Source organism: Micromonospora sp. WMMD956 (genome assembly GCF_029626125.1).
In the GTDB taxonomy this organism is placed as follows: Bacteria; Actinomycetota; Actinomycetes; order Mycobacteriales; family Micromonosporaceae; genus Micromonospora; species Micromonospora carbonacea.
Genome location: NZ_JARUBI010000005.1, coordinates 6,410,001 through 6,424,186, shown reverse-complemented (window position 1 = coordinate 6,424,186; position 14,186 = coordinate 6,410,001). Strand labels below are relative to the sequence as shown.

Annotated in this window: 7 protein-coding genes and 2 rRNA genes (1 of these 9 only partly in view); 5 read left to right on the top strand and 4 right to left on the bottom strand. The window is 74.6% G+C overall.

Annotated elements, in window-relative coordinates; translation table 11 throughout:
• Positions 1-82: 82 nt before the first annotated feature.
• Genes O7628_RS27815 through O7628_RS27800 form a run of 4 tightly spaced genes read left to right on the top strand, consistent with a single transcriptional unit; the run spans position 83 to position 10,644 of the window.
• Positions 83-5,758: a non-ribosomal peptide synthetase/MFS transporter gene (locus O7628_RS27815; RefSeq protein WP_278135084.1), complete on the top strand. Its 5,676-nt coding sequence runs from the start codon at positions 83-85 to the stop codon at positions 5,756-5,758.
• Positions 5,755-7,260, top strand: coding sequence for an AMP-binding protein (locus O7628_RS27810; RefSeq protein ID WP_278135082.1), 1,506 nt, complete (start codon positions 5,755-5,757; stop codon positions 7,258-7,260). The genes O7628_RS27815 and O7628_RS27810 overlap by 4 nt, the downstream gene beginning before the upstream one ends.
• Before the next feature lie 19 nt (positions 7,261-7,279).
• Complete coding sequence (locus tag O7628_RS27805; RefSeq protein WP_278135080.1) at positions 7,280-10,402, top strand: amino acid adenylation domain-containing protein; 3,123 nt, start codon at positions 7,280-7,282, stop codon at positions 10,400-10,402.
• Positions 10,402-10,644, top strand: a complete 243-nt coding sequence (locus tag O7628_RS27800) for an acyl carrier protein (protein WP_178065507.1) — start codon at positions 10,402-10,404, stop codon at positions 10,642-10,644. The genes O7628_RS27805 and O7628_RS27800 overlap by 1 nt, the downstream gene beginning before the upstream one ends.
• Positions 10,645-10,698: 54 nt before the next feature.
• Here the strand turns inward: O7628_RS27800 and O7628_RS27795 are convergent, their stop codons facing one another.
• Positions 10,699-11,100 carry a hypothetical protein gene (locus O7628_RS27795; RefSeq protein WP_074476487.1) on the bottom strand — a complete coding sequence of 134 codons (402 nt, stop codon included), beginning with the start codon at positions 11,098-11,100 and terminating at the stop codon, positions 10,699-10,701.
• An 85-nt stretch (positions 11,101-11,185) separates the two neighbouring features.
• On the opposite strand from O7628_RS27795, the gene O7628_RS27790 reads away from it, so the two are divergent.
• Positions 11,186-11,806 carry an L-threonylcarbamoyladenylate synthase gene (locus tag O7628_RS27790; RefSeq protein WP_278135077.1) on the top strand — a complete coding sequence of 207 codons (621 nt, stop codon included), beginning with the start codon at positions 11,186-11,188 and terminating at the stop codon, positions 11,804-11,806.
• Here the strand turns inward: O7628_RS27790 and O7628_RS27785 are convergent.
• The 3 genes from O7628_RS27785 to O7628_RS27775 form a co-directional block, all read right to left on the bottom strand.
• Entirely contained in the window at positions 11,803-12,600 is a 798-nt protein-coding gene (locus tag O7628_RS27785) for a hypothetical protein (protein WP_278135075.1), read from the bottom strand. The genes O7628_RS27790 and O7628_RS27785 overlap by 4 nt on opposite strands.
• A gap of 228 nt (positions 12,601-12,828) precedes the next feature.
• Positions 12,829-12,945 (bottom strand): 5S ribosomal RNA (gene rrf / locus O7628_RS27780).
• 75 nt (positions 12,946-13,020) lie between these two features.
• Positions 13,021-14,186, bottom strand: a 23S ribosomal RNA gene (locus O7628_RS27775) (it continues 1,944 nt past the right edge of the window).

Genomic DNA, 14,186 nt, shown 5'->3' with positions numbered 1-14,186 from the left:
GACCGATCAGACGACGCGATGCTCCGTTTGCAGCATGCAGACTACTGCTTCCGACCGACCCGGCGTGTGAGAAGGCTTCCGCGTGACCAATGTTGACGTACCGACGCGGGCCACATACACCCCGCCGAAAACGACGTTCCACCGTTCTGCGGAGAAACCGTCGCTGTCATTCGGGCAGGAGCGGATCTGGTTCACCGAGCAGCTGACCCCCGGCACCGCCGCGTACCTCGTCTGGTCGACGACCCGGCTGCGCGGCCCCCTGGCGGTCGACCTGCTGCGCGCGGCCCTCGACGGCGCCGCCGCCCGGCACGACAGCCTGCGCATGCGGTTCGCCGAGAACGCCGACGGCGAGCCCGTCGTGGCGGTGCTGCCCGAGGCGCGGGTGCCGGTCACCGTGGTCGACGCGCCGTCGCTGGCCGACGCCCGCGAGCTGGTGGCCGCCTCCGTGCGCACCCCGTTCGACCTCGGCGTCGCTCCCCTGCTGCGGGCGCTGGTGATCCGCCTCGCCGACGACGACCACGTGCTGCACCTGGCCATGCACCACATCGTCAGCGACGGCTGGTCGCTGGACCTGCTGCTGGGCGACGTGGCCGCCGGCTACGCCGCGCTGCGCGACGGCGGGCCGCCGCCACCGGCCCCCACCGTGGGGTACGTCGACTACGCCGCCTGGCAGCGCGACCGCCTCGACGGGCCCGCGTCCGGGGACGGGTTCGCGTACTGGGCCGGCGCGCTGGCCGGGGTGCCCCCGCTGGAGCTGCCCACCGACCGGCCCCGACCGGCCGTGCAGTCGTACGCGGGCGGCACGCACCGGTTCACCGTCGACGCCGACCTGACCGACGGGCTGCGCCGGCTCAGCCGCGCGCACCGGGCCACCCTTTACATGACCCTGCTCACCGGGCTGCAGGCGGTGCTTTTCCGCTACAGCGGCCAGCGGGACTTCGCCATCGGCTCCCCCGTCGCCGGCCGGGTGGTGCCGGAGCTGGAGAACCTGGTCGGCCTGTTCGTCAACACCCTCGCGCTGCGCGCCGACCTCGCCCCGATCGGCGCGACCGCCGACTCCCCCGCCGCCGAGCCGAGCTTCGCCGACCTGCTGCGGCGCACCCGCGGCACCGTCGTGCGCGCCCTGGCCCACCAGGAGATCCCCTTCGAACGGCTGGTCCGGGAGCTGAACGTGCCCCGCGACGTCAGCCGCTCCCCCGTGTTCCAGGTCCTGTTCACGTTGCAGAACTACGCCCGAGGCGGCGGCCGGTGGCCACGGGAGCTGAGCAGCGAGAGCCTCGGCGCGGACGCCGCCGCGGCCCGGTTCGACCTGTCGCTGTACGTCAGCGAGGCCGCCGACGGGCTGCGCGGCATGGTCGTCTACAACAGCGACCTGTTCGACGCCGACACGGTCGCCCGGCTGGCCGCGAGCCTCGACGCCCTGCTGCGCGCGGCGGTCGCCCGGCCGGACCTGCCGGTGGTCGACCTGGACCTGCTCGGCGACGCCGGACGCGACCGGGTGCTGGCGCTGGCCCGCCCCGACGGCGACGACCCGACGCCCGGCGGCGACCCGAAACCCGGCGACGACCCCGCGGCCGACGGCGGGCCCGGGGTCACCGGCGCGGCGGCCACCCTGGCCGACCTGGTCGCCCCGCACGCCGCCGCGACCCCCGACGCGCCGGCCGTGGTGTGCGGCGCGGACGCGATCACCTACCGGGAGCTGGACCGGCGGGCCAATCGGCTGGCGCACTGGCTGCGCGGGCGCGGGGTCGGCCCCGACGTCCTGGTCGGGGTGCTGCTGGAACAGTCGGTGGAGCTGGCCGTGACGCTGCTGGGGGTGCTGCGGGCCGGCGGGGCGTACCTGCCGCTGGACCCGGAGCAGCCGCCGGCCCGGACGGGCCTGATGCTCGCCGACGCCCGGCCCGCCGTGGTGCTGACCAGCGCCGGGCTGCGCGACCGGCTGCCGGCGGAACCGGCCGCCACGCGGGCGGCCGACCCGGACGCCCCGGGCGTCGCGGTGGCCTGCCTGGAGCAGATCGCCGCCGAGGTGGCCGCCCGGCCCGACACGCCGCCCGTAGCCGGCAGCGGCGGCGACCTGGCGTACGTGATCTACACCTCCGGGTCCACCGGCGTCCCGAAGGGGGTGGCCGTCGCGCACCGGCAGGTGCTGCGCTACCTCGACGGGGTGGCCGACCGGTTCGCCGTCGTCCCGGCCGCCCGGTACGCGCTGTTGCAGTCGATGTCGTTCGACTTCGCCGTCACCGTCTTCTACCTGGCGCTGGCCACCGGCGGGACGGTGCACCTGGTGCCGCGCCGGTGCACCGGCGCGGAGCTGGCCGAGCAGCTCCGCGCGCACCGCATCGACTACCTCAAGATCACCCCGTCGCACCTGGCGGCGCTGGCCGCCGACGCCGGGCCGGGCGACCTGCTGCCCGCCCGGGCGCTGATCCTCGGCGGCGAGGCGTCCGACCTGGAACGGATCGCGCCGCTGGCCGCCGCCGGGACGGCCCGGGTGTTCAACCACTACGGCCCCACCGAGGCCACGGTCGGCGTCGCCACCTACGAGGTGACCGCCGACGGGCCCGCCGCCGGCCCGGTGCCGACCGGCAGGCCGCTGCCGCACGCGCGGATCCACCTGCTCGACGAGCGGATGCGGCCGGTGCCCGTGGGGGTGCCCGGCGAGCTGTACCTGGGCGGGGACCGCCTGGCGCGCGGCTACCTCCACCGGCCCGGCCTGACCGCCGAACGGTTCGTGCCCGACCCGTACGGGCCGCCGGGGGCGCGCCTGTACCGCACCGGCGACCTGGGCCGGTGGCGCGCCGACGGGCAGCTCGTGTTCCTGGGCCGCCGCGACCACCAGGTGAAGATCCGCGGCTACCGGGTGGAGCTCGGCGAGGTCGAGGCCGCCCTGCGCGACTGCCCCGGCGTGCACCAGGCGGCGGTGCTGCTGCGCGACGACCGGCTCGTCGCCTACCTGGAGCCGACGCCCGACGCCGACGCCCCGGAGCCGGCGCGGCTGCGCCGCGTCCTGGCCGACCGGCTGCCCGAGCACATGGTGCCCTCCCGGTGGGTGGTGCTGGACCGGCTGCCGTTGCAGGAGCACGGCAAGGTGGACCGGCGGGCACTGCCCGCGCCGACCGACGAGGTCCCCGCCGGCGAGCGGGTGCCGCCGGCCGGGCCGGTGGAGACGCTGGTCGCCGCGATCTGGCAGGCCGTGCTGGGGGTGGCCGAGGTCGGCGCGACCGACGACTTCTTCGACCTCGGCGGGCACTCGCTGCTGGCCACGCAGGTGGTGGCCCGGCTGCGCCGGGAGCTGCCCGCCGTGGCCGGCGGCGCGGCGGGCACGGTCAGCGTGATGGACCTGTTCCGGCACCGGACCGTCCGCGAGCTGGCCGCCCTGGCCGCCGGGGGCGACACCGGGCCGGCGGGGCTGCTGCACGAGCTGACCCCGCCGGTGGCCGCCGCCGACCGCGTGGCCACGCTCGTCTGCGTCCCGTACGGCGGCGGCAGCGCCGTGGTCTACCAGCCGCTGGCCGACGCGCTGCCCGCCGGGTACCGGCTGCTGTCGGTGGCCATGCCGGGCCACGACATCGGGCTGGCCGACGACCCCGCGCCGATCGACCAGGTCGCCGCCGGGGTCGCCGAGGAGATCCTGGCCCGGGTGCCGGGCCCGGTGATCCTGTACGGGCACTGCGGCCCCGGCGGCGCCCTCGCCGTGGAGGTGGCCCGGCTGTTGGAGGCGCGGGGACGCGACCTCGACGCCGTGTACCTCGGCGCGGTGTTCCCGTTCGGCCGTCCCGCCGGGGGGCCGCTCGGGCCGCTGCTGCGGCTGCGGCTGGCCGAGCGGATCCGCAGCGACCGGATCTATCGCACCTGGTTGCAGGCGCAGGGCACCTCCGTCGGCTCGCTCGCCCCGGACGAGGTGGCGTTCCTGATCCGGGCGATGCGCCACGACGCCCGGGTCTCCGAGGAGTACTTCACCGAGCTGATGCGCCGGCGGGTCGTCCCGCTGCGCGCCCCGCTGATCTCGGTGGTCGGCGAGCGGGACCGCAGCACCGACTACCACGCCGAGCGGTTCCGGGAGTGGCACTTCCTCAGCGACCGCACCGCCCTCGCCGTGGTCGACGAGGCCGGGCACTACTTCCTGAAGTACCGGGCCGCCGAGCTGGCCGAGATCGTCACGACCGTGCACCGGCAGCTCGACGCCCCGGCCCCGCCCGCGCCCCCGGCCGCCGCGCCGTCGCCGGCCGACGCGCCGCGAGCCGATCCCGGGGCCGGGGACGCGGCCGCCGGGCCCGGCGCGGAGCCCGCGTGGCAGCTCGCCGGGATCTCCCGCCGGCCCGCCGGCCCGGCCGGGGCGGCGCAGGCTCCGGGGTCCGCGGCCGCCCCGGAGCCGAGCATGCGCCGGTTCGGCCTGGTCGCCGCCGGCCAGGTGGTCTCCGGCATGGGCACCGCGCTGACCAATTTCGCGATCCCCCTGTGGATCTACCTGGAGACCGGGTCGCTGGCCCGGTTCGCCCTGTTCGCCGTGCTCGGCCTGCTGCCGGGGCTGCTGGTCGCGCCGCTGGCCGGGGCCGTGATCGACCGGAGCAGCCGGCGGCGGGTGCTGCTGGCCGCCGGCGTCGCCGCCGGGGGCGCGAACGCCGTGCTGGCCGCCCTGGTGCTGGCCGACCGGGCGCAGGTGTGGCACTTCTACCCGCTGGTCGCCTGGCTGTCGGTGGCGCTGGCGTTCCAACGCCTGGCGTTCGTCTCGGCGGTGCCGCAGCTCGTGCCCAAGCGCTTCCTCGGCCACGCCAACGGCGTCACCCAGACCGCGATGGGGCTGACCCAGTTCACCGTCCCGCTGGTCGCGGTGGCCCTGCTCGACGCCGTCGGGCTGCGCGGCATCCTGCTCATCGACGTGGCCTCGTACGTGTTCGCGGTCGGGGTGCTGGGGCTCGTCAGGTTCCCCCGCACCATGGCGCTGCAACGCCGCGAGGGCATCGGCGAGGAGATGGCCGCCGGCCTGCGGTACGCGCTGCGCCGCCGCGAGTTCCGGGCGATGCTGGCGTTCTTCGCCGCCCTCAACCTGTTCCTGTTCCCGGCGCTGTACCTGCTCTCCCCGCTGGTGCTGGGCTTCGCCGACCTGGACCAGGTGGCGCGGATCGCGCTGACCGGCGGCGTCGGCGCGGCCGTCGGCGGCCTGCTGATGCTGGTCTGGGGCGGCCCGAGCCGCCGCCGGATGCGGGCGGTGCTGCTGGGCACCCTCGGCATCGCGGCGGCGGCCGTGCTGACCGGGCTGCGGCCGGATCCGCTGGTGGTCGGGGCGGGCGCGTTCGGCATGTACCTGGCGCTCGGCGTCGTCAACGGCGTCTACAACACGATCATCCAGACGAAGGTGCCGCCGCGCTTCCACGGCCGGGTGTTCGCGCTCAACCAGATGATCGCCTGGTCGACCATGCCGCTGGGCTGGGGGCTCGTCGCCCCGTTCGCGGCGCGGGTCGCCGAGCCGCTGCTGCTGCCCGGCGGCGCGCTGGCCGGCACGGTCGGCGCGGTCATCGGCGTCGGCCCCGGCCGGGGCCACGGCCTGCTCTACGTCGTGTTCGGGGTGTGCATCGCGCTGACCGCCCTCGTCGCGCTGGCCACGCCGGCGCTGGCCCGGTTCGACGACGAGGTGCCCGACGCGCCGCCGGACGACCTGGTCGGCATCGCCGAACGCGAGGCCCGCGCCGCCGGGCGTCCGGCCCGCGCCGCCGCCGACGCGGGGCAGGCCCAGGGCGCTTCGGGCGGGTCGCGGTGAGCGCGGCGACTGCCGCCCCGCCGGCCGCCCGGACCGTGCCGGAGCTGCTGGCCTGGCGCACCGCCCTGCACCCCGACCGGGTCGCCGTCGAGGTGGCCGGGGTGCGGGCGCTGACCTTCGCCGACTGGTCGGCCGGCGCGGCGGCCGTCGCCGCCGGCCTGCACGGCCGGGGGGTGCGCCCCGGCGACCGGGTCGGCCTGGTGTTCGGCCCCCGCGACTGGACCGGCTTCGCGGTGGCGTACTGCGGGGTGTTGCGGGCCGGCGCGGTCGCGGTGCCGCTGTCGGACCGGCTCGCCGCCGGGCAGCTCGGCCACGCGCTGACCCACTGCGGGGCCGCCGCCGTCGTGCACGGCGACGCCACGGCCGCGCCGCCCGCCCCCGCGGGGCTGCCGGTGTGGCGGGCCGCCGACCTGGCCGCCGGGCCCGCCGACGGGGCCGACCCCCCGCCGGTACGCCCCGGCGACCTCGCGCAGATCCTCTACACCTCCGGCACGACCGGCCGCCCGAAGGGCGTCGCCGCCAGCCACGCCAACCTGACCGCCGGCGCGCCGACGCACCCGCGCCGGTTGGCGCTGGCCCATTCCGAGCGGTTCCTGCACGCGTTCGCCATCGGCACCAACGCCGGGCAGACGATGCTGTTCAACGCGCTGACCGCGAAGGCCGGCGCGCTCACCCTGCCCACGTTCACGCCGGTCCGGTTCGCCCGGCTGGTGGAGACCCCGGGCACGGGGACGCTGTTCGTCGTCCCGTCGATGGCCATCGAGCTGCTCGACTCGGGGGCGCTGCGCGGCCGGGACGCCTCCGGCGTACACCTGATCGGGTCGACCGCGGCGGCGCTGCCGCCGGCCGTGGCGGCCCGGCTCGCCGCGGCCTTCCCCGAGGCCACCATCGTCAACTACTACACCTCCACCGAGGCCGCCCCCGCCCAGACCACGATGATCTGGGATCCGGCGCGCCGGGACGCGGTGGGCCGCCCGGTCGGCGGGCAGCTGCGCGTCGCCGACGCCGACGGCAACCCGCTGCCGCCCGGCGTCACCGGCGACGTGTGGCTGCGCGCGCCGTACCCCCGCGCCTACTACCGCGACGACGACGCCAACCGGGCCACCTTCCGGGCCGGGTGGGTGCGGATGGGCGACGTCGGACGCGTCGACGCCGACGGCTACCTCTACCTCACCGACCGGCACCAGGACGTCATCAAGTCCGGCGCGTTCAAGGTCTCCAGCCTGGAGGTCGAGGCGGCGCTGCACGAGCACCCCCTCGTCGCCGAGGCGGCCGTCGTCGGCGTGCCGCACCCGGTGCTCGGCTCGGCCGTCGCCGCCGCCGTGGTGGCCCGGCCGCACGCCGACGCCGCCGGGCTGACCCTGCCGGCGCTGCGCGCCTTCCTCGCCGACCGGCTCGCCGACTACCAGCTTCCCGCCCGGCTGCTGCTGCTCGCCGAGCTGCCCCGCAACGAGGGCGGCAAGGTGCTCAAGCGGCAGCTCACCGGCCTGTTCGACAACTGATCCACCCCGACACCGATCCATGGGAGAGCATGTGGGCACCGCCGAGGCGACATCCGCGCAGCACGCCGTCTGGTTCACCGAGCAGGCCGGGGTCGCCGGCACGGCGTACCACATGGCGCTCGGCGTCCGGTTCGCCGCCGGCCTGGACCGCCGGGCCCTGGTCGAGGCGTGCGCCGCCGTGGCCGACCGGCACCCCGTGCTGGGCGCCCGGGTCGTCACCGACGCCGACGGCACGCCGGGGCTGGCCCCCGCCGCAGGGCGCGCCTCGGTGGCCTTCGGCGAGTGGACCGACGCCCGGGTCGCCGAGGAGCTGGCCCGCCCGCACGACCTGCGGGTCGGCCCGCTGGCCCGGTTCACGCTGCTGACCGCCGCCGACGGGCGGCACCTGCTGCTGGTCTGCGTCCACCACCTCGCCTTCGACGGCATGTCGAAGGACGTGCTGGCGCGCGACCTGGCCGACGCGTACGCCGCCGCGCTCGCCGGGACGGCGGCGCAGGCCACGCCCCGCCCCGACGGGTACGCCGGGGACGCGGCGGCCGAACGGGACCGCGTCGCCGTCGACCTGCCGGCCGCCCGCGAGTTCTGGGCGCGGCACCGGCCCGACGCCGCCGACGTGGTCCTGCCGGGGCTGCGCCGGGTGCCCACCGGCGCGGAGCCGGGCGGCGTCGTGGCCGTGGCGCTGCCCGCCGACCTGGTCGACGGCGTGGGCCGGGCCGCCGCCAGCCTCGGGGTGACCCGCTTCGAGCTGCTGCTCGCCGCCGTGCACGCCCTGCTGCACCGCTACGGCAACCGGGGCGTGCCCGTCGGCGTCACGCTCTCCACCCGCACCCCGGGGCAGGCCGACCGGGTCGGGTTGTTCGTCAACGAGCTGCCGGTCACCGCCGACGACCCCGCCGACGGCTCGTTCGCCGCGCACGCCCGCGCGGTGCGGGCCCGGCTGCGCGAGGTGTACCGGTTCCGGCACGTGCCGCTGGCCCACGCCGTGCCGGGGCTGCGCCCCGCGCCCGCGCTCACCGCGGTGTCGGTCGGCTACCGCCGGCGCGGCGACGACCCCGCGTTCGCCGGGGTGGCCGCCGAGGTGGAGTGGACCCTGTTCGGCGGCACCGCCCGCAACGCGCTGCACGTGCAGGTCGTGGACGGCCCGACGGGCATCGACGTCGGCCTCCAGCACAGCCCGGCCGCCATCGACACCGACGCGGTCGACCGCATCGGCGGCCACCTGCGCACCCTGCTCGCCGCCGTCGTGGCCGACCCCCGGCGGCCGGTGGCCGACCTGCCGGTGCTGCCCGCCGACGAGCGGGACCGGGTCGTCCGGGCCGGCGTCGGCGTCACGCGGGCGTACCCGGACACCACCGTGCCCGAGCTGTTCGCCGCCCGGGTCGCCGCCGACCCGGACGCGGTGGCCGTCGTCGACGGCGACCTGCGGCTCGGCTACGCCCAGCTCGACGCCGCCGCCGGCCGGCTCGCGGCGCTGCTGCGCGGGCGGGGCGTCGGCCCGGGCTCGCTGGTCGCGGTGGCGCTGGACCGGTCCTGGCGGACGGTGGCGACGATGCTGGCGGTGCTGCGCTGCGGGGCGGCGTACCTGCCTGTCGACCCGGGCCACCCGGCAGCGCGGCAGCGGCTGGTGCTCGCCGACGCCGCCCCGGCGCTGGTGGTGACCGCCGCCGCGCCGGACGCCGGCCCGGACGCCGGCCCGCCGGTGCTCGCCCTCGACGGGGTGGACCTGCTCGCCGGCGCGCGCCCGGGGCCGGACGCCGACGCCCCGACGGCCGCCGACCTCGCGTACGTGCTCTACACCTCCGGCTCGACCGGCCACCCCAAGGGCGTGGCGGTCGGTCACGGCGCGCTGACCAACCTGCTGCTGGGCCTGCGGGACCTGCTGGACGCCGGGCCCGCGCACCGCTGGCTGCACCTGACCTCGCCGTCGTTCGACATCTCCGTCGTGGAGGTGTTCCTGCCGCTGGTCACCGGCGGCCGGGTGGTCGTCGCCTCGGGCGTCAACGCGCTCGACGGCGCGGCCGTGCTGCGGCTGGTCCGCGCCGCCGGGGTGACCCACGCCCAGGCCACCCCGGCGGGCTGGCGGGTGCTGCTGGACGCGGGCCTCGGCGCGGACCACGCGGCGGGCGCGGCCGGGCCGCTGGTCGCGGTCTGCGGCGGGGAGGCGCTGCCGGTCGCCCTCGCCCGCGAGCTGCGGGCCCGCACGGCCCGGCTGGTCAACGGGTACGGTCCGACGGAGGCCACCGTCTACGCCACCGTCGAGGACGTCCCCGCCGACCCGGACACGGTGACCATCGGCCGGCCGCTGCCGAACGTGCGGGCGTACATGCTGGACGCCGCGCTGCGGCCGACGCCGATCGGGGTGCCCGGCGAGCTGTACCTGGCCGGGGCGGGGCTCGCCGACGGCTACCTGGGGCGCGACGACCTGACCGCCGAGCGGTTCGTGCCGGACCCGTCCGGCGCGGCCGACGGCCGCATGTACCGCACCGGGGACCGCTGCCGGTGGCTGCCGGACGGCCGGATCGACTTCCTCGGCCGCGCCGACGACCAGGTGAAGGTGCGGGGGCACCGCCTCGAACTGGGCGAGGTGACCGCCCGCCTGCTGGAGCACCCGGGGGTGGCCGGGGCGGCCGCGACACTGCACCGCGACGACGACGGCGAGGCCCGCCTCGTCGCGTACGCGGTGCCCCGCGCCGGCTCGGTCGTCGACCCGGCGGAGCTGCGGCGGCACCTGGCGCTCAGCCTCCCGGCGGCGGTCCTGCCCACCGACTGGGTGCTGCTGGACCGGCTGCCCGTCGGCCCCACCGGAAAGGTCGACCGGGCCGCGCTACCCGCGCCGGCGCGCCGCGACGCCCCCGCGGCGACGCCCGCCGCACCGCAGGACGCCGCCGACCCGGTGGTGGAGGGCCCCGCCGACCCGGTGGTGGAGACGCTGCGCGAGATCTGGCAGGACGTCTTGAAGATCCCCGACATCGGGCTGCACGAGGACCTGTTCGACCTGGGCGGGCACTCGCTGACCATCACCCGGATCAGCGGGCGGATCCAGCAGCGGCTCGGCGTCGAGGTGCCGCTCGACGCCTTCTTCGACACCCCCACGATCGCGGAGATCGCCGAGATCGTCCGCCAGTCCCGAGAGGAGCCCTGATGGGCGTCACCGACCCACGTACCCGGATCGCCGCGATGGTCAGCGAGGCCACCGGGGGCGACGTGTCCGCCGTCGACGTGCTCGATGGCGGCTCGCTGACGGCCCTGGGCGTCGACTCCCTCGGCCTGCTGCGCCTCGTCGACGCCCTCGAGCTGGAGTACGGCGTCGAGGTGGAGCTGACCGCGCCCGGACAGCGGGTGGACACGGTCGACGACCTGGTGGCGATCGTCGCGCGGGGCTGAACGTCGGGTGGCGGTGGCGCCCCCCGGGCCGCGCCACCGCCACCCCTGCCGGCGTCACCGCAGCCGGCGACGCCCGCTCAACCACTCCCGCGCGGGCCGTGTGTTGAGCGACCAGAGGACCCAGGCCAGCAGCCCCAGCCCGACGATCGTGATCGCGCCGAAGAGGCCCAGCGAGGCCGCGGCGAACAGCCCGGACAGCGCGTACGCCGGGTAGGCCGCCCACGGCCGGCGGGCCGCCAGGGTGCCGGCCACCAGCGCGCAGGCCGCCGCCATGACGGCGAAGAACACCGCGGCGCCCAGCGAGCCGTCCTGTACCAGCAGCCGGTGCACCGTCGCCAGGGCGAACAGCAGCGTCAGGACCGCGAACACGAGCACGGTGATCCGCACGGGGCCGGGCATCGGCGGGGAACCCAGCAGGTCCCCGTATCCGCCCCCACGAAACGATCGAACGGCCATGGGACAACGATGGACGTCTACTTTTACGTCTCTTGAACACTGTCAGGAAGACGACAGGTCGGGGCGGGGGCCTAAGCTTCCCGCCATGGCGAAGTACCTCGACGTGCACCCGGACAACCCGCAGCCCCGCACCATCGGCCAGGTGGCCGACCTCACCCGCCGGGACGGGCTGATCGCCTACCCCACGGACTCCTGCTTCGCCCTGGGCTGCCGGCTCGGCAACAAGGACGGCATGGACCGGATCCGGGAGATCCGCCACCTCGACAGCGGCCACCACTTCACCCTGGTGTGCCGCGACTTCGCGCAGCTCGGCCAGTTCGTGCACCTCGGCAACGCCGTCTTCCGGGCCGTCAAGGCGGCCACCCCCGGCAGCTACACCTTCATCCTGCCCGCCACGAAGGAGGTGCCGCGCCGGCTGCTGCACCCGAAGAAGAAGACCGTCGGCGTCCGCATCCCCGCGCACACCGTCGCCCAGGCCCTGCTCACCGAGCTGGGCGAACCGCTGCTGTCGAGCACCCTGCTGCTGCCCGGTGACGACGAGCCGATGACCCAGGGCTGGGAGATCAAGGAACGCCTCGACCACGTCATCGACGCGGTCGTCGACTCCGGCGACTGCGGCACCGAACCCACCACGGTGGTGGACTTCTCCGACGGGGAACCCGAGATCGTCCGCGTCGGCGCCGGGGACCCGTCCCGCTTCGCCTAGCCGACCGGGGCGAAGCCGAGGGAGGCGCGGTGTGGGCCGGACCAGCCGGAGCCGAACGAGCCGTCGGGCTGCCCCTGCGCGTCGTACACCACCACGTGCAGCTCGCACGTCGTCATGAAGTCATCCGGCGCGCAGCTGGGCCAGTACCGGACGTTCACGGAGGCCGTGAACGTGTCGTCCTCGGTGAGCGGCACCGTGGCCAGCGGCGTGTCGTCGTAACAGCCGCTGCCCTGGATGATGTCGAAGCAGGCGGTCTGCACGATGGCCACGTACCGGCTGGGTGAGCCCTTCGCGGTGCCGGCGACCTCGACCGGTTGCCCGTCGACCAGGCCGCTGTTCGGGGTCGCGGTGATGGTGGCGGGGTCGCCGGTGAACTCCAGGGGCGCGGTGGCGACCGAATGCCGAACACCGTCGACGACCCATTCGACGAGGAACCGGCAGATGTCCGCGCGGCAGTAGACCGGCTCGTCGTCGCCGTAGGGGCGGCTGCGGTAGACCCTGGCGCTGGCGTTCACCCGCTCCGAGATCCGCCCCAGCCGGCTGGTGGTCGTCGTGTGCACGACCGGGCAGCCGATGCGGCTGCCGTCGTCGTCGTAGGTTTCCTGGTCGCACTGGACGATGTCGACCTCGGTCTTCCCGGGCAGGCCGGTCGCCGTGACCCTGACGACCGACGAGGCCGACAGCCCTGCCGCCGGGCGCGCCGTGACCGACGGCGCGGGGTCGAGCTGGGCCGACGCCGCAGGGGCGGGCGGGCTCACGGCCACCAGGCCCACCGCCAGGACCACTGCGGACAACCATGACCGGAGCTTCACATGGCGCCCCTTCCGCAACAGCCCACCATCGACGCTCGCCGTAGCAGCATCGACCCTAGTCCCAGAGACGGGACCGGTCGCTGTCGGCTGCCGGACAGCGCCGCACACACCGCAACCCCCACGCCGGCGCCACCGCGTGCTGCGGGCGGTGTTCGGGCCGGAATGCGTTTCAGGGCCACCCCTCATGGGGTGGCCCTGAAACGAAAGAATGTCCGGCGGTGTCCTACTCTCCCACACCCTCCCGAGTGCAGTACCATCGGCGCTGGAGGGCTTAGCTTCCGGGTTCGGAATGTAACCGGGCGTTTCCCCTCCGCCATGACCGCCGTAACTCTATGAACATATCAAACAACCCCTCGGGCCGTCTGTTTGTTCAGAGTTGCACAGTGGACGCGTAGCAGCTTTGTAGTCAAGTCCTCGGCCTATTAGTACCGGTCAACTCAACCCGTTACCGAGCTTACATCTCCGGCCTATCAACCCAGTCGTCTAGCTGGGGGCCTTACCCCACCAAAGGTGGGTGGGATACCTCATCTTGAAGCAGGCTTCCCGCTTAGATGCTTTCAGCGGTTATCCCTTCCGAACGTAGCCAACCAGCCGTGCCCCTGGCGGGACAACTGGCACACCAGAGGTTCGTCCGTCCCGGTCCTCTCGTACTAGGGACAGCCCTTCTCAAGTATCCTACGCGCACGGCGGATAGGGACCGAACTGTCTCACGACGTTCTAAACCCAGCTCGCGTACCGCTTTAATGGGCGAACAGCCCAACCCTTGGGACCTGCTACAGCCCCAGGATGCGACGAGCCGACATCGAGGTGCCAAACCATCCCGTCGATATGGACTCTTGGGGAAGATCAGCCTGTTATCCCCGGGGTACCTTTTATCCGTTGAGCGACACCGCTTCCACACGCAAGTGCCGGATCACTAGTCCCGACTTTCGTCCCTGCTCGACCTGTCAGTCTCACAGTCAAGCCCCCTTGTGCACTTGCACTCAACACCTGATTGCCAACCAGGCTGAGGGAACCTTTGGGCGCCTCCGTTACCCTTTAGGAGGCAACCGCCCCAGTTAAACTACCCACCAGACACTGTCCCTGAACCGGATAACGGCCCGAAGTTAGATACCCGAATCAACCAGAGTGGTATTTCAAGATTGCCTCCACCCATACTGGCGTATGAGCTTCACCGGCTCCCACCTATCCTACACAAGCTAACTCAGATACCAATGTCAAGCTATAGTAAAGGTCCCGGGGTCTTTCCGTCCTGCCGCGCGTAACGAGCATCTTTACTCGTAATGCAATTTCGCCGGGCCTGTGGTTGAGACAGTGGGGAAGTCGTTACGCCATTCGTGCAGGTCGGAACTTACCCGACAAGGAATTTCGCTACCTTAGGATGGTTATAGTTACCACCGCCGTTTACTGGCGCTTAAGTTCTCCGCTTCGCCCCCGAAAGAGCTAACAGGTCCCCTTAACGTTCCAGCACCGGGCAGGCGTCAGTCCATATACATCGAATTACTTCTTCGCATGGACCTGTGTTTTTAGTAAACAGTCGCTTCCCCCTGCTCTCTGCGGCCATACAA